Raw genomic sequence first — 17666 nt, 5'->3', positions numbered from 1 at the left:
TTCACAAACACTATAGTGTTTTCGACTCAGATTCTATGACATCAGATAAACCGATAAAAGCCTATAGAGGATATTCCTCGAAAGCATATAGAACCGTGGAGAGATACCTTTCTCCTGTGTCCGGAAGCAACGCCACGATCGTTTTTCCCTCATTCTCCGGAAGTTTAGCTAGTTCCACGGCGGCGTATACAGCGGCGCCGGAAGATATTCCTACCAGCAACCCTTCTTTCCCTGCCAGTTCCCGGCTGGTACGGATAGCGTCATCGTTCGTTACTTGCAGGATCTTGTCAACTACCTCCCCGTTGTAGGTCTTGGGGATAAAGCCGGCTCCGATGCCCTGTATCTTGTGCGGGCCGGGCTTGCCTCCGGAAAGTACCGGTGAATCGCTAGGCTCTACCGCTACGATTTGTACGTTCGGGTTGTGAGCTTTCAATCCGGCACCGACACCGCTGACCGTGCCTCCGGTTCCTACGCCGGCTACAAACAGATCGACTTTACCATCCGTATCACGCCAGATCTCTTCGGCGGTCGTACGGATATGTACGGCCGGGTTAGCGGGATTCTCGAATTGTTGTAGGATGATGGAACCGGGAGTCGCGTCACGCAGTTCCTCCGCTTTGGCGATGGCTCCTTTCATGCCTTCCGCCCCGGGGGTGAGGACGAGTCGGGCACCTAACGCTTTCAATAAATTACGACGCTCTGCACTCATGGTATCCGGCATGGTCAGGATTAATTTGTAGCCTTTCGAGGCGGAGACAAAAGCAAGTCCGACTCCGGTATTACCGCTGGTCGGTTCGATAATGGTAGCGCCGGGTTTCAATAAGCCTTTAGCCTCGGCGTTCTCGATCATCGCCAAGGCGATGCGGTCTTTTACGCTACCAGCCGGGTTGAAATATTCCAGCTTGCCGATTACTTGGGCTTTAAGGCCCTTGCTCGCGTTGAAATTAGAGAACTCCAACAGGGGAGTGTTGCCGACAAGGTCGGTCAGTTGTCTTGCTATTCTTGCCATATACAAATGAATTTTGTTGTTTCTGGATTCTTTTATTTATATGACAAAGATAGTGGATGGATTGTTTACGGCATATACCATAAACCGGGTATTTTTTTACCTCCTTCTATGCGTCACGCACAAAAGGAGGTTACAATCATAATTATATACAAGTCTGAAAGGACTATCTTTAATGTCTGCCTCCTCCTAAGGCTTGGTAGAGGTTTACGGTGGCTTGAAGCTCGTCAAAACGATCCGTTACTTGGGAGAGCTGGGCGCTGAGCAGGGTTTGCTGTGCCGTGAGCACTTCCAGATAAGTGGTGTTTCCATGCGTCATCAGCAATTGGGTGCTACGGACGGCATCTTCAAGCGATTCGATTTGGTGTGTACGCAAGTCGATCTTTCCCTTTGCGGTCTGGGCTTGGGTAAGTGCGTCGTTCACCTCTTTTCCGGCGTTGAGCACGGTTTGTTGGAAAGTGAGCTTGGCCTCTTCTTGCTGCGCTTTCGCTATTTTCAATTGGGCGATATTCGCTCCTTTGTTAAATAGCGGTTGCGTGAGGGAGCCGACCGCCGATAGTAATAGTTTACCCGGATTTACGATGTAACTACCTGCGCTGTTTGTCCACCCCGCGCTGCCGCTAAGACGTAGCGAGGGATAAAAATTGGAGCGTGCGGAGGCTGTCCCGTAGAACGCTTGCGCCAATGCGTACTCGGCGCTACGTACATCCGGACGGTTCGAGAGCATCTGTACCGGGATACCGATAGCCAGATCCGGGGTTAAGGATTGGTCTTCCAACCTTCCTCGCTCAATATCCTGAGGTATCTCTCCCAATAAGACGGCAAGCGTATTCTCGGTCTCCCGGATGGTCTGTCCCAGATCTTTAACAGAGGTCTCGATGGAGTAGCAAGTAGCCTCGGTTTGCGATACGGCCGCCTCGGTAGTCATGCCGGCTGCCATTAATGCTTGGGTGGTACGAAGGCTTTCTAGCCATTTCACGGCGGTTTCTGTCGTGATCTCGTATTGCCGGTCCAGCATCAATAAGGTGTAATACAGGTTGGCGATATTGGCGATCAGTTGTGTTTGTACGGCTTGGCTATACGCTTGGCTTTGCGACAAGGCGGCTTTCGCTTGTCGTTTGGCGTTTGTCAGCCGGCCGAAGATATCGATCTCCCAACTGGCCGATACCGGGACGTTGTATGTCCACGACGCTTTCGCCTTATCAAAGCTACTTGTCGTGCCCTGTGGATCTAGGGAGAGCGACGGGAGGTAGGAGAGGCGGGAGGTCATTAACGCCGCCTCAGCTTCTTGTACCTTTAGATGGGCGATCCGCAGATCTGTATTATTGGCTAATCCCCGTTCGATCAAGGATTGCAAGGCCGGATCGGTGAACAGGTCCCGCCAACTGATATTCCCGATGGAGAAGGTATCTGCCGGGGCTATCTCCTCCCGATATAGATTCTCTGGGAGGGTGGCGACAGGCTCGTATTTCTTGTAAATGCCGCAGCTATTCAACGCTAGCGTCGCTACGGCAAAGAGTATGATGTTATTCTTCATATACATTATATATATATACAACTGGATAGATTATTTCTTGCTATCTAAATATTCTTTTCTTTCTTCGGCGGCCTCTTTTACCTCTTCTTGCACCTGCCAATCAAGGGAACGCTCGAATTGGATCGGGCGTAGTTTCTCTTGCAGGTATTGGAACGTGATGAATAAGCAAGGCACGATAAATAACAAAGCCAATGTACCGATCAACATACCGCCAACGGCACCGGTTCCCAACGAGCGGTTTCCATTAGCGCCTACGCCGTTGGAGACGATCAATGGCAGCAAACCGAATATCATCGTAAGAGCGGTCATCAAGATCGGGCGCAGACGAACCTTTGCCGCGCTAAGAGCGGCTGAAGTCAGGCTCATACCGGACAAGCGGCGCTGGGTAGCGTACTCCGTCAATAAGATGGCGGTCTTCGCCAACAATCCGATCAACATGATCAAACCGGTTTGCAGATAAATGTTATTCTCCAATCCCATGAACTTAGCGAACAAGAAACTACCCATCAAACCCATCGGTACGGAAAGAATCACGGCGAAAGGAACAAGGAAACTCTCGTACAAGGCACTTAGGATCAAATAAATCATCAAGATACAGATACCGAAGATGATAATGGTCGTATTACTCTGCTGGTTCTCCTCACGGGTGATACTACCGAAGTCGTAGCCATACCCTTTTGGGAGCGAAGTGGCCGCTGTCTCTTTTACCGCCTTGATAGCATCCCCGGAGCTATATCCATTGGCCGGTACGGCATTGACGGCGATCGAATTATACATGTTGAAACGGGCTAAAGATTCGGCACCGTATACCTTGGTCAAGGTGATAAACTGACTAAGCGGTGCCATCTCGCCGTTCGACATGCGTACGAACGTATTATTCAAGGAGGCCTCATCCAGACGATATTTAGGATCGGACTGTATCATCACCTTATACACCTTCGAGAAACGGTTGATATTCGACACATATTGCCCTCCGTAATAACCGGAAAGGGTTGATAGAACAGCATCCGGAGTGATTCCGGCCCGTTTGCATTTCGCTGCGTCCACATCCACGCGCCATTGCGGGTACTTGATATCGAAGGTAGAGTAAGCCGTAGCGATCTCGGGCCGTTCACGCAAGGCGGCGAGATATTGCTGGGTCGTGTTAAAGAAGGTCGTTAAGTCTCCACCGGCCTTGTCTTGCGTATGCATTTCCAATGCGTTACCCATACCATATCCGGGGATCATGGCCGGGGCGATGGCGAAAATCGTAGCGTCCTTGATATCTGCCGTACGGCCATATACCTGTCCGATCACGGCTTGTACGTTATCTTCCTTGTCCGGGCGCTCATCCCAATGTTTTAGTTTCAAGATGAACATACCGAAAGAGCTACCTTGTCCGGCCAGCAAACCATAACCGGAAACCTTGGAATAAGATTGAAGCTGTGGAATCTGGTTGATCCGTTGCTCGATATTCGTCATGATCTTGTTAGTCGTAGCCAAGGAGCTTCCGGAGGCCGTACTTACGTTGACAAAGACCGTACCTTGATCCTCATCGGGCACCAAGCTGGATTTTGTCGTGTTCATCAAGACGATAAGTAATACGATGGAGCATGCCAACAGCGACCAAGCCAGCCATCTCCGTTTGATAAAGAACAATACCCCATGCTTATATTTTGCGATCATCGAATCGAACGCGGCGTTGAACGCCTTACGGAAGCGGGCGGCGAAGTTATTCTTTTGGGTGCCGTCCTCGTTGATGTAAGGCTTCAATAAGATAGCGCAAAGCGCCGGGCTTAACGTTAATGCGTTAATGGTAGAGATACCTACGGCCTCTGCCATCGTCAAGCCGAACTGCGTATAAAACGTACCGGACGTACCGCTCATAAACGATACCGGGATAAACACGCCCATAAATACCAATGAAGTAGAGACGATGGCGGATGTCAATCCTTTCATCGCGTCCATACTAGCCATATAAGAGGACTTATATCCAACGTCGAACCGAGCTTGGACTGCCTCGACGACAACGATCGCGTCGTCCACCACCGTACCGATCACCAATACCAAAGCGAATAAAGTGATCAAGTTGATACTAAATCCGGCGACCGTCATAAAGGCGAACGTACCGATCAAGGAAACTACGATCGCTACCAACGGAATCAGCGTAGAACGGATATCCTGCAAGAAGACATATACCACAAGGATAACGAGGATAATGGCCTCTATCAAGGTTTTTACAACCTCATGGATCGAGGCGTACAAGAAATCATTCGTACTCATCAATTTTACGACCTCGATACCTTTCGGGAAGTCTTTCGAGGCTTCCTCAAGAAAAGCGTCGATCTTATTATTCACCTCCGTGGCATTCGATCCGGCTGTCTGGAAAACCATACAGGAGATACCCGGCTTACCGTTTGTTTGTCCGATATAGGCATAACTCTCCTTTCCTAACTCAATGTCCGCTATCTCTTTTAGCTTCAATACCTCTCCATCCTCGGTGGAGCGGATCACGATATCGCCGAATTCCTCCGGAGTAAGCAGGCGTCCGCTATATTTCATGGTGTACTGATACGTCTCGTCCGAGTTCTCGCCTAAAGAACCCGTGGCGGACTCAATATTTTGCTCGGCCAACACGGAGGTCACGTCCGAGGGGATCAATTTGTATTGGGCCATAACGTCGGGCTTCATCCAGATACGCATACTGTAATCGCCACCCATAACCATCAACTCGCCGACTCCGGAGATACGGAGTATCTCTGGTTTTAGGTTGATGCTGATGTAATTACTGAGGAAGTTCTCGTCATAAGAACCGTCCGGGCTATAGAGCGAGAAGATCTGTAACATACTGGTCTGGCGCTTGGAAGTCGTGACACCCACTTGGGTAACCTCGGCCGGCAATTGCCCGGTCGCTTTCGATACACGGTTCTGTACGTTTACGGCGGCCATGTCCGGATCGGTTCCTTGTTGGAAATAGATCGTGATCGTGGCGGTACCGGAGTTGGTAGCCGTGGAGGTCATGTAGGTCATATCTTCCACGCCGTTGATCGCCTCTTCCAAAGGGGCTACGACACTCTTCTGCATGGTCTCGGCATTCGCCCCGAAGTAAGTCGTACTGACCATAACGGTAGGAGGGGCGATATCCGGATATTGTTCTACGGGCAAGGTGAAAAGCCCGATGATACCCGCAACCATAATCGTGATGGAAATTACGGCGGACAGTACGGGGCGTTCTATAAATGTGCTAACTTTCATTGTTCTTAATTTTGTTTTACTTCAATCGGTGTTCCTTCACGCAATAAACCTACGCCTTCGGCTACGATCACGTCGCCGCTATTCAATCCGGCGTTTACGATATACTCTTGTCCTCCGTTCACACGGGTCACTTCTACGGGGGCGGATTGCGTCTTGCCGTCCACTACCTTGAAGACAAATACCCGGTCTTGGATCTCGAACGTGGCGGCTTGGGGAATTACGACGCAGTTATCGTATGTAACCGGAATGATCACATTCCCGGAGCCCCCGCTATTCAATAATTGCTCCTCGTTCGGGAATGCGGCACGCAAGCTGACTGTTCCGGTGTTTTGATCGATAATGCCGCTGATCGTCTCGATCTTTCCCGTTTGGGGATAAAGCGATTTATCGTTCAGTTGAAGCTCTATCTCGGGCATATTCTCCAAGGCTTTGTCTTTCGAGCCGTATTGACGGGTCAAGGCCAATAGCTGATTCTCGGTCATGGAGAAATACACATACATCTCGGAATTGTCCGATACCGTGGTGAGCGATTTGGGCAGGTTTGCGCTTACTAATGCGCCTACACGATAAGGCAGGGTTCCGATGACGCCGTTCGAGGGGCTTTTCACTTCCGTGTAAGAAAGGTTGTTACGGGCGTTTATCTCTTGTGCCTCCGCTTGGGCTAATTGGGCTTTTGCCGAGAGTAGAGTGTTGTAGGCGGTCTTTAGGTCGAACTCGGAAACTACTTTGTTTTTATACAATTCTTGTTTACTGTCGTAGGTCAGTTGCGCTGTCGCTACAGATGCCTTAGCGGCCTCTACGTTCGCAATGGCGGTGTTTAAGGCCGCTTGATAAGGGACTTGATCAATAATAAATAAGACTTGTCCTTTTTTTACGCTCTCGCCTTCCGTTACGCAGAGCTTTGTAATAAAGCCGGATACTTGCGGATAAATATCGATATCCTGTTTTCCTCGTATACTCGCCGAGTAATTATTGGATAAAGTTTTCTCCGAAGTGAATACGGTCATTGTCGCATACCCTGAACTTTGTTGGATTACAGGGCTTTGTTTACACCCAACAGCTACGATACACCATAAGGCGATCGCAGTCTTCATCAATCGATTTTGCTTTTTCATCTTAACTAATACCTATATTTTCGGATGCAAAGCTACTCGCTTATCGGCGAACCATTGTTTCCACAATGAGGCGATGATTGTTCATTTTGAGATGGAATGATCCGTTATATGCTAATGATCTCTTATATTCGCGGGCAAAATAGTAGACATATGAATCCATTTGAGATAGAGAGAGGAGAGTCGTTCATAATAGGCGATTCCGATTTGAGGGAGTTATTGGATCGTCCTTACAAGAGCGGATATGGCATGATCTTATTTTGCTATAAAGGAACGGCGAATATATCCGTCGATTTGAGCCGATGGGATATCCGGCGCAACACGGTGATCGTATTGATACCGGATACGATCCTGACGTTGAACGCGAGTAGCGAGGATTTCAAGGTACAATATATATCCTTTTCGAAGGTCTTGTTCGACGAGGCCGTATTCCGGCTGGATCCGCCCTTTTTCCGCTTCATAAAGGATAGCCCTTGCTATACGCATCCCGCCGATCAGGAGGAGACCATAAATGTGATCATCCGGCTGTTTTGGCTGATTTACATGGATCGGAATAACGTGTACCGTGATATGATCGTGAAAAACCAGTTGCAATGCTTCTTCCTTAATATGTATGATAAGACAAGGTACTCCTTCTCGAGCCGCCAGCAAAATGGGTGCAACCGTGGGGAGGAGTTGTTCCATAAGTTCATCAATTGCATCCATGCCCATTATCTCGACCAGAAAGAGGTCTCTTTCTATGCGAACGAGCTTTGTATCTCTCCCCGTTATCTCTCCACTATCACCCGGCAAGTGGCGGGCGAGTCGGCGAAGACCATTATAGACCGGCATATCATATTGGAGACAAAGGTGTTGTTGCGTACCACGGAAATGACCGTGCAGGAGATAACGAACCACTTGAACTTTCCCAGCCAATCCTATCTGGGACGGTATTTCAAGAAGCATACGGGGGAGTCACCCATAGAGTATCGAATGAAAAGGAAGTGATACCACTTACTGCAAGGCGGGTTGCAGTAAAATAGCCATGAGGTTTTGTCCTTATAAAGCTGTGGAAGCTTTTCCCGTTTGCCCTTGATCGAACGTATCCGTGATTAAGGTAAGAGCACCATCTCCCGTCACGTTGCAAGCCGTACCGAAGCTATCTTGCAAAGCGAATATCGTAAGCAATAATGCCGTTCCCGCCTCGTCGAAACCTAGGATAGCGATGATCAGGCCCAATGAGGCGAGCACCGTACCGCCCGGTACGCCGGGAGCGCCGATCGCGAAGAAACCAAGCAAGATGATAAATACGAACATCGTCGTGAAGTCCGGCATGCTGCCATATAATATTTGCGAGACGGTCAATACGAAAAACACTTCCGTCAAGATAGAGCCGCATAGATGGATGTTCGCAAACAGGGGGACAGTCACGTCAATTACTTCCTCTCGCAAGATCTTGCTTTTCTTGGCGCAGGTCAAGGCCGTGCCCAAGGTGGCGGCGGATGACATGGTGCCTAAGGCTGTCAAATAAGCGGGTCCGTAGTATTTCAATACGCCCCAGCTATTTTTCCGGGAGTAGATCGATGCGACTACATACAGTAAGGTCAACCAGATGTAATGGCAAATGATGACAATCAACAGGACGGATAAAAAGATAGGCAACTGCTTTGTAATCGCCCCCTCATAACTAAGGACACAGAAATTTGCGGCGATGAAAAGCGGCAGGACCGGCATCAAGACCCGTTCTACCAATTTAAGTACCATGTTCTGGAATACTTCCAGCAACCTCTCCATCTCCTCGGATTTAACCCATGCGGTAGAAAGTCCCAGCATCACGGCCAATACCAATGCCGACATAACGCTCATCACTGGCGGAATCTCTAGATTAAACAACATGGGAGGGATGTCTTTTAGACCTTCCGAGGCGGTTTGAATATGCAAATGCGGTATTAATTCATAACCCACAACGGCGCCAAAGGTAGCGGCGCCAACCGATGACAGGTATGCGATACTAAAAGCGAATAATAAGACTTTGGATGCGTTGCTTTTCAAGCGGGCGATAGAAGGCGCCACGAATCCTAGAATGATCAACGGAACCAAGAAGAAAATAATCTGTCCCGTAATTTGTTTTACGATCATGACCGCTTTTAACACAGACTCGTTTACGGCAAGCCCAACCAGAAGTCCGATCAAGACGGCCAGTATCAACCGTACGATCGTGTTGGAAAGAATCTTTTTCAGCATATTCGGATGTTTTTATTTTTCAATGACAGCAAATATAAGATATTTTCTTGTGTGAATGGGTGAGTGGACAATTTTGATTACTTTTGTTTGATGAAAACAAGATCGTTGGTTTGTATTTTATAATCAAGTAATATGAAAAACATGAAACAAGCTTTACTGGTAGCGGGTTGTTTATTGGCTACCACTACGTTATTTGCCCAGACTGAGAAAGGGGACTGGGCTCAGTTTGGTCGTTATGCGGAGGCTAACAAGACCGTGAAAGTTCCTTCGAACGTGGTATTTATGGGGAACTCCATTACAGACGGATGGTGGCCGGCGGATTCGACTTTCTTTATCCGGAATAACTTCGTAGACCGTGGGATCAGCGGACAGACAACCTCGGAGATGCTAGTTCGTTTTCGCCAAGACGTTATTAACTTGAAACCGAAAGCCGTGGTGATCTTGGCGGGAATCAATGATATCGCTCACAATAACGGTGTGATCGCCTTGGAAAACGTGTTTGGGAACTTGGTCTCTATGGCAGAATTGGCGAAGGCAAATCATATCAAGGTGATTTTCTGCTCCGTATTGCCGGCTTATGATTTTCCTTGGAGACCGGGTATGCAACCGGCCGATAAGGTTATCCAGCTCAATAAATGGATCAAGGAGTATGCGGATAAGAATGGTTTGACATACGTGGATTATCATTCCGCCATGAAAGATGAGCGAAACGGATTGCCCGCTAACCTGTCGAAAGATGGTGTGCATCCTACCTTGGAAGGCTATAAGATCATGGAGAAGATCGTGCTGGAGGCCATTCATAAAACCGTGAAGTAAGCAGATGAGAAACTATTTATTGGCTTTATCTTGTTGTACGGCTTTATCTTGTTGTACGCAAGTGAAAGTTTCCGAGGTATATACGGCGGCGGCAGAGAACTCTTTACGTGCTCCGGCCGTTCCTTTGGTCACGATCGACCCCTATACAAGCGCATGGTCGTTTGCCGATCAATTGAATGATGAGTCGGTACGGCATTGGACCGGCCGTGATTATCCGCTTCTAGGCGGTATACGAGTAGATGGTAAGTCATACCGTTTCATGGGAATGGACGATATACAGGTGACCTCGGTGATCGGTATGGCCTCGGATGGCTTATGGGAGGCCGATTATACGATGTCTCAGCCTGCCGGCGATTGGTTCGCCGAGGCTTATGATCCGAAAAGTTGGAAGCGGGGAAAAGCCGCTTTCGGAACGGAAGATAATCCGAATCGTTCCACGCCTTGGTCTACAGGAGATATCTGGGTACGTCGTACGTTTGACTGGCCTTCGGATGAGCAAAAGGATGCCCTCTACCTCCAATATTCGCATGATGATAATATCGAGGTGTATCTAAATGGAAAGCAAATCGCCGTGGCAGGGAACGGTCTGGACTATGATTTGCTGAAAGAGATACCGGAAGCGGTGGCGGAGAGCTTGAAGCCTACGGGTAACGTGTTGGCCGCTCATTGCCGGAACAATGGGGGAGGCGCTTATGTGGATATGGGAATCATGCGGAAGGTGAAACGAGGAGATACGTTCGATGAGAAAGCGATCCAGAAATCCATGAACGTGATGCCTACGCAAACATTCTATACCTTTGAGTGCGGTGGCGTGAGTCTGGACTTGATTTTCACGGCTCCTTTCTTGCTGAATGATCTGGAGGCTATGACTTCTCCGTTTAATTATATAACCTATCAAGTCCGTTCCATCGACGGTAAAGATCACGACGTGCAACTATACCTGGAAGCCACGCCGCAATGGGCCGTGAATACGATCGATCAAGAGGTGACTTTCGAGAAAACGGAAACCCCTGATTTAATTTACCTGAAGACAGGAACAATCGATCAAGAGGTTCTGGCGAAAACCGGGGATGATGTACGGATTGACTGGGGATATTTCTATTTGGCTATCCCCAAGAAACCGGGAGTCTCCGCAACGATCGACGAGTATTATGCTACGAAGAAAGCTTTCATGACTACTGGTAATTTACCGGCTGGATCGCAAAGTCTCTCTTCGGATATGCGTGAGCAAATGACAGTCCTCGCTTATACGGACCCGATCGGCAAGGTCTCCAAGGAAACCGTCTCCGGACATTTGATGATCGGTTACGATGATTTATATTCGATCCAGTATTTCCAAGACAACCGGATGCCTTATTGGAAGCACGACGGAAAGGTGGATATTCATCAGGCGTTCGAAAAAGGGGAGGCTTCTTACGAGGATCTGATGCGGCGTTGCGGTTCCTTCGATTCTTCTTTGATGAGCGAGACGAGTGCCGTAGGAGGGAAGAAATACGCCGAGCTATGCGCTATCGCATATCGGCAGGCGATCGCCGCCCATAAGTTGGTGACTGATAAGGAAGGGACTCTCTTATTCCTTTCGAAAGAAAATTTCAGTAACGGTTCTATCGGAACAGTGGATATTACGTATCCTTCCGCCCCCTTATTCTTAGTATACAACACGGATTTATTGAAGGGAATGATGAATCCCATTTTCTATTATAGCGAGAGCGGACAATGGAAGAAACCTTTTCCGGCTCACGATGTGGGTACCTATCCGGTTGCGAACGGTCAAACCTATGGTGGCGATATGCCCGTGGAAGAAAGTGGTAATATGCTTGTGCTAGCGACCGCTATAGCAATAGTGGATGGCAATGCTGATTATGCCGCCCAACATTGGGAGGTCTTGACTACATGGGCGAATTACTTGTTGAAGGAAGGCCTTGATCCGAAGAACCAACTTTGTACGGATGATTTTGCCGGACATTTCGCCCATAACACGAACTTGTCCATCAAGGCAATTATGGGAGTTGCCGGCTACGGAAAATTGGCGGAGATGTTAGGTAAGGCCGATATCGCTAGACAATATACGGAAGTCGCCCGTGAGATGGCCGCTAAGTGGGTGAAGATGGCGAACGATGGTGATCATTACCGCCTGACTTTCGATAAGCCGGGCACTTGGAGCCAAAAATATAATCTGGTCTGGGATCGCTTGCTGGGCTTGAATATCTTCCCAAAAGAGGTTGCCGCTACGGAAATGGCTTATTACAAGACAAAACAAAATAAATATGGTTTGCCGTTGGATAACCGGGAGGATTATACGAAGTCCGACTGGATTTTATGGTCCGCTTGTTTGACCGGATCGATGGAGGATTTCAATGCGCTGATGGTTCCGGTCTGGAACTACGCCAACGAGACGACTTCACGTGTTCCTCTAAGCGATTGGCATTTTACTTCCGATGGTACGCAACGAGGTTTTCAAGCCCGTTCGGTTGTCGGGGGATATTTTATGAAGATGCTGGAAAAGAAGCTAGGAAAATAATGTCATTCTAAGAAACGGAAGGAGGTCATTCCTTCCGTTTCTTAGTTTTGCGCATATGGATATTCACAGGGAGCGATGCCTGTGATCTTCTTAAATATAAGGCTGAAATACTGTACGTTCGGATAACCTAATTGTCGTGCTACCAAAGCGGGAGTATTACCGTTTTTCAGTAGCATTGTCTTAGCCACGCTCAATCGTTTGAACTGAAAATATTCCTCCAGTGTTTTGCCGGTCTCGAATCTTAACAGGTCGTTGAAGTAAGCGACAGAAAGGTCCAGTTCTGCCGTACAATATTCGGCGGTGGGTAGCTGGCCGTTCTCTAATTTACCGGAAATGATATACTCGTCGAGGAGCCTTTCCAATTTCTCCAAGATAGCCTTGTTCTTATTTTCCCGGGTAATGAACTGTCGCTCATAATAGCGTGTACAATAATCCAATAATAATTCAATGTGGCGGGATAGAATGGTACCACTGTGCGTATCGATGGCATGGTGAAGCTCGTCCTCGATGTTTTCCAGACAACACGTAACTTTGGCTGTCTCACGTTGAGAGAGATGCAGAGCCTCTTCTTTGTGATAAGCGAAGAAGGTATAGTTCTTAATAGGGTTGTCCAATGACGTGTGGAACAATAGGTCGGGATGGAACGCTAAAAGGTACCCTTTGTTGGGTAGCGTATTATTCTCGCTCATGCGGAAAATCTCACCGGGTGTAAGAAACACCATCGTAGCGTTGGAATAATCGTAATACTTACGTCCGCAACAATAGCAACCGTCCGGGCAGTCTTCTATCAAGAGGATCGCGTAGAACTCGAACTTTACGGCCTCTTGCTCTAGGTTCGGGCTCTCTAGATTGATGAGGCTTACTTGTGGGTGCAGCGTCTTGCATCCCAAGCACCGGTTACATTCATATACAGTCTTAATATCTAACATCTTCTTGAACGCCTTCTATAGATTCGTTGATAGACCGATCTGCGCACGGTATTCACTTGGCGTGTACCCTACCCGTTTCTTGAATAGCCGACAGAAGTGCTGCGGATATTGGAAACCGAGGGAATATGCGATTTGGCTGACTGTGTCCGCCGTGCCGGAGATACGTTCTTTGGCTAGCTCGATTACTTTCTCTTGGATGTATTCCTGCGGTGATTTGCCGGTTTCCTTCTTGAACATGTCACCGAAATAGTTCGATGAGAGGCAAAGCTTGTCGGCAAAGTATTTCACCGTAGGCAATCCGTCCTGTTCGGCGAGTGTACTTTCGAAATACTCATCCAACAGGTTTTCGAAACGTGTCAGCACATCCCGGTTTGTCTTGCCTCGGGTGATGAACTGCCTTTCATAAAAACGCATACAATAATTAAGCAGCAGTTCGATATGGTTTACAAGTAAGGTTTTACTATGTTTATCCACGCCATGTTCCAGTTCCATACGGATGATCTTCAGGCAATCCATCACGATAGATCTTTCTTCTTCCGAGAGATGCAACGCCTCGTTTACCTCGTAAGAAAAGAACGTATATTTCTTTATATTCTTTCCGAGTGACGTTCCACGCAGTAAATCGGGATGGAAAAGAATACCATGTGCGTTTACTTGGACTTTATCGGTTGTCGGATTTGTTTCCGCAGTTTGTCCGGGGGCGAAGCAAACGATCGTGCCTTCTTGGTAATCGTATGTCTGGCGTCCGTATTTGATATCGCAGGCTTTCTCTAGTTTTAGATACAGTGCGTAGATGCCGTAATTGAAGCGGATGAGATCTACACTACTCGTCGCTTTATTCAAATCTATGACACTGACAAGCGGATTTAGGGTTTCGAGGCCGTATAGTTTGTTATATAGGTCTACACTATCTAAGTTAAGTATCTTATCCATAAGCCGTACGTATTTAATCAATAATTCTGTACGCAAAAATAGAGGATAATTCATATATAGTTATAACCCTAATTACGGATTATATAACCATTGTTACGGATTATGTGTATTTACAGGCTTTCTGGCTGATTCCACAAAACCTGTAATTGAGGTCATGACATCCGTAATTTGTCTACAAAGGGATGCTATTTGAGCCTCTATCTTTGCCTTCGTAAAAATAAACAAGGAACGACATGAAGAAGTCATTAAGAGAATTATGTACGGCAATAGCCATATGCTTTTGCGCTACGGGAAATCTGTTCGCTACAGACAATCAAATTAATACCGATCATACAATGGACAAGAATTTGAATCTAATTAAGGAGTGGGATAAAGTATTCCCACAGAGTGACAAGGTGAGCCATAGTAAAGTTACTTTTCGTAATCGCTATGGCATTACGCTTGCCGCCGATATGTACAAACCCAAGCATGCGGATGGAAAATTGCCTGCTATCGCTATTAGCGGTCCGTTCGGTGCCGTGAAGGAACAATCCTCGGGTTTATATGCGCAGGAATTGGCAGAACGTGGATTTCTGACGATCGCTTTCGATCCGTCATATACAGGCGAGAGTGGCGGAGAGCCTCGTTATGTAGCTTCTCCCGACATCAATACGGAAGATTTCTGTGCGGCCGTCGATTTCCTTTCGACACGTGATGATGTGGATGCGGAACATATCGGTATCCTCGGTATCTGCGGATGGGGAGGCATGGCTCTTAATGCGGCGGCTATCGATACTCGTATCAAAGCGACCGTAACCTCTACGATGTACGATATGAGCCGTGTGAACGCTAATGGTTACTTCGATGCGATGGATGCCGACGCACGTTATGAATTGCGCAAGCAACTCAATGAACAGCGTACCGCTGACACAAAGAACGGCTCATACGCCCTTGCGGGAGGTTTGCCCGATACGTTACCCGACGATGCGCCCCAATTCTTGAAAGACTACTACGCTTATTACAAGACGAAGCGTGGTTACCACAAGCGTTCGCTCAACTCGAATGGCGGATGGAACAAGACCTCGGCTTTATCGTTCATCAATATGCCTATACTCTCGTATAGTGACGAGATTCGTAGCGCCGTATTGATTATTCATGGAGAGAAAGCGCATTCACGTTACTTCAGCGAGGATGCTTTCAAGAAACTGAAAGGTGACAATAAGGAATTGCTAATTATACCCGGAGCGAATCATGTCGATTTATACGATCAGATGAGTGTCATTCCCTTCGATAAGATTGAACGGTTCTTTGTAGAAAACTTTAAATAAGATTCATTATGCAACAGATAAAGGATATGGAATTTAGTGGTGAGCGTCCTTTGTTCGCCTCTCACGATTTACAATTAGACAATGTCGTTATTCATGCCGGGGAGTCGGCATTGAAAGAGTGTAGCAATATCATAGCCATAGGCTGTCGTTTTGAGGGTAAATATCCGTTCTGGCACGTGGATGGCTTCACCATCAAGAATAGCCTGTTTACCGAAGGTGGACGTGCTGCGTTATGGTACTCCCAAAATCTAGTGATGACGGATACACGGGTGGAAGCCCCAAAGATGTTTCGGGAGATGGACGGTATCAGACTGGAAAACGTACAACTACCCAATGCTCAAGAAACCCTTTGGCATTGCCGGAACGTGGAATTGATAAATGTGCAAATAGATCATGCTGATTATTTATTTATGCACGGCGAGAACATTAAAATCCGGAACTACGCTCAAAATGGAAACTACTCGTTCCAGTATTGTAAGAACGTGGAAATCCGTAATGCGGTCATCAACTCGAAAGACGCTTTCTGGAATACGGAGAATGTTACCGTATACGATTCCGAGATTAACGGCGAGTACTTGGGATGGCACTCGAAGAACCTGCGTTTGGTAAATTGCAAAATCTCGGGTACACAGCCGCTTTGTTACGCCCACGATCTTATGATGGAGAACTGTACGATGGCAGATGATTGCGATCTAGCCTTTGAATACAGTTCCGTGCAGGCGACTATCAATAGCCCGATCCGTAGCGTGAAGAATCCCCGTACGGGAAGCATCACCGCCGGAAGCTATGGTGAGGTAATCCTCGACGAGAACATTAAGGCTCCGGGTAATTGCCAACTGAGGCTATGGAATGAACGTACTTGCTTTTCCGCATAAAGAATATGAGATATAACTTCGATGAAATAGTGCCTCGTACCGGTACGAACTCCTATAAATGGGATAGCGCTGTGGATACGGATGTTCTACCGATGTGGGTGGCCGATATGGATTTCCGTACGGCACCCGTTATTATCGAAACCTTACGGCAACGTGTAGAACATGGTATTTTCGGTTATACTCGAGTACCGGATGCATATTACGAAGCGGTGACAGGCTGGTTTGAACGTCGGCATGGATGGCAAATACGAAAAGAATGGATGATTTGTACCTCCGGAGTTGTTCCGGCAATTTCTGCCGTTATCAAGGCGCTAACCGAGCCGGGTGATAAAGTACTGGTGCAGACTCCGGTTTATAACTGTTTTTTCTCGTCCATCCGCAATAACGGATGTGAGATTATCCGCACCCCTTTGTCTTATGCCCATGATACATTCACGATTGATTATGAGGATTTGGAGAAAAAAGCCGCTGATCCGAAGGTAAAGGTCATGCTGTTGTGTAATCCTCATAATCCCGCTGGAAGGGTATGGACACGTGAGGAACTAAGTCGTATCGGCAAGATCTGTATCCGTAATGGCCTAATAGTCGTATCAGATGAGATACATTGCGAACTCGTATTTCCGGGATATACTTTTACACCGTTCGCATCTATCTCAGAAGAATTCCTACGGCATTCCGTGACATGCCTGTCGCCTAGCAAGGCTTTCAATATCGCTGGATTACAAATCGCCAATATCGTGTGTTACGATGAGAACCTACGTCGGAAGATAGACCGGGCAATCAATATCAACGAGGTATGCGATGTGAATCCTTTTGGTGTAATAGCTACCATAGCGGCCTATAATGAGGGAGAGGAATGGCTGTCGCAACTGATCGATTATTTATGGCAGAATTACTTATACATGAAAGATTTTTGCGGGAAATATCTGCCGGACTTTCCGATAACCTTGTTGGAAGGCACTTATCTTGTATGGATGGATTGCCGTAAGTTAGGTAAATCATCGGAAGAATTGGAGCACTTGCTGATCGAGAAAGCGAAGCTATGGCTCAATGCCGGAACGATGTATGGAGCAGAAGGCGAAGGCTTCATGCGTTGGAATATCGCTTGTCCACGTTCCTCGCTGATAAAGGGGGTGGAGCTGTTCAGGGATTTTGTAGGCTGTGCCTGTTAAA

Annotated in this window: 13 protein-coding genes; 6 read left to right on the top strand and 7 right to left on the bottom strand. The window is 47.5% G+C overall.

Annotated features, from left to right (window positions below):
* Positions 1-61: 61 nt before the first annotated feature.
* From cysK to NBH07_RS16105, 4 genes are all read right to left on the bottom strand, one after another.
* Entirely contained in the window at positions 62-1009 is a 948-nt protein-coding gene (gene cysK / locus NBH07_RS16120) for a cysteine synthase A (RefSeq protein ID WP_156682366.1), read from the bottom strand.
* 169 nt (positions 1010-1178) lie between these two features.
* Positions 1179-2543, bottom strand: a complete 1365-nt coding sequence (locus tag NBH07_RS16115) for an efflux transporter outer membrane subunit (RefSeq protein WP_039848644.1) — start codon at positions 2541-2543, stop codon at positions 1179-1181.
* 30 nt (positions 2544-2573) lie between these two features.
* The gene (locus NBH07_RS16110; RefSeq protein WP_009017332.1) at positions 2574-5777 is read right to left on the bottom strand and encodes an efflux RND transporter permease subunit; all 3204 of its coding nucleotides are present in this window, start codon (positions 5775-5777) and stop codon (positions 2574-2576) included.
* Between the two features lie 5 nt (positions 5778-5782).
* Positions 5783-6892, bottom strand: a complete 1110-nt coding sequence (locus tag NBH07_RS16105) for an efflux RND transporter periplasmic adaptor subunit (RefSeq protein WP_008779825.1) — start codon at positions 6890-6892, stop codon at positions 5783-5785.
* Between the two features lie 150 nt (positions 6893-7042).
* On the opposite strand from NBH07_RS16105, the gene NBH07_RS16100 reads away from it, so the two are divergent.
* Positions 7043-7876: a helix-turn-helix domain-containing protein gene (locus NBH07_RS16100; protein WP_005857181.1), complete on the top strand. Its 834-nt coding sequence runs from the start codon at positions 7043-7045 to the stop codon at positions 7874-7876.
* Between the two features lie 51 nt (positions 7877-7927).
* On the opposite strand, the gene NBH07_RS16095 is transcribed toward NBH07_RS16100, so the two are convergent.
* The gene (locus NBH07_RS16095) at positions 7928-9112 is read right to left on the bottom strand and encodes a dicarboxylate/amino acid:cation symporter (RefSeq protein WP_005857177.1); all 1185 of its coding nucleotides are present in this window, start codon (positions 9110-9112) and stop codon (positions 7928-7930) included.
* Between the two features lie 132 nt (positions 9113-9244).
* Here NBH07_RS16095 and NBH07_RS16090 point away from each other — a divergent pair, with 132 nt between their 5' ends.
* A complete protein-coding gene (locus NBH07_RS16090) occupies positions 9245-9928 on the top strand; it encodes an SGNH/GDSL hydrolase family protein (RefSeq protein WP_005857175.1) in 684 nt (227 codons plus the stop codon).
* A gap of 4 nt (positions 9929-9932) precedes the next feature.
* A complete protein-coding gene (locus NBH07_RS16085) occupies positions 9933-12449 on the top strand; it encodes a glutaminase domain-containing protein (protein ID WP_009017333.1) in 2517 nt (838 codons plus the stop codon).
* 41 nt (positions 12450-12490) lie between these two features.
* Here the strand turns inward: NBH07_RS16085 and NBH07_RS16080 are convergent, their stop codons facing one another.
* Entirely contained in the window at positions 12491-13378 is an 888-nt protein-coding gene (locus NBH07_RS16080) for a helix-turn-helix domain-containing protein (RefSeq protein ID WP_005857170.1), read from the bottom strand.
* Positions 13379-13393: 15 nt separating this feature from the next.
* Positions 13394-14311, bottom strand: a complete 918-nt coding sequence (locus NBH07_RS16075) for a helix-turn-helix domain-containing protein (RefSeq protein ID WP_005857168.1) — start codon at positions 14309-14311, stop codon at positions 13394-13396.
* 233 nt (positions 14312-14544) lie between these two features.
* Between NBH07_RS16075 and NBH07_RS16070 the strand changes: the two genes are divergently transcribed.
* From NBH07_RS16070 to NBH07_RS16060, 3 genes are read left to right on the top strand one after another with little or no spacing between them, the layout of a single operon-like run.
* The gene (locus tag NBH07_RS16070) at positions 14545-15618 is read left to right on the top strand and encodes an alpha/beta hydrolase (RefSeq protein ID WP_005857166.1); all 1074 of its coding nucleotides are present in this window, start codon (positions 14545-14547) and stop codon (positions 15616-15618) included.
* A gap of 8 nt (positions 15619-15626) precedes the next feature.
* Positions 15627-16493: a DUF3737 family protein gene (locus tag NBH07_RS16065; protein WP_005857164.1), complete on the top strand. Its 867-nt coding sequence runs from the start codon at positions 15627-15629 to the stop codon at positions 16491-16493.
* Between the two features lie 5 nt (positions 16494-16498).
* Positions 16499-17665, top strand: coding sequence for a MalY/PatB family protein (locus tag NBH07_RS16060; RefSeq protein ID WP_005857162.1), 1167 nt, complete (start codon positions 16499-16501; stop codon positions 17663-17665).
* Position 17666: the final 1 nt, after the last annotated feature.

Source organism: Parabacteroides sp. B2-S-102, from assembly GCF_023656665.1.
Lineage (GTDB): Bacteria > Bacteroidota > Bacteroidia > Bacteroidales > Tannerellaceae > Parabacteroides > Parabacteroides distasonis.
This window is presented reverse-complemented; position numbering and strand designations above follow the sequence as displayed.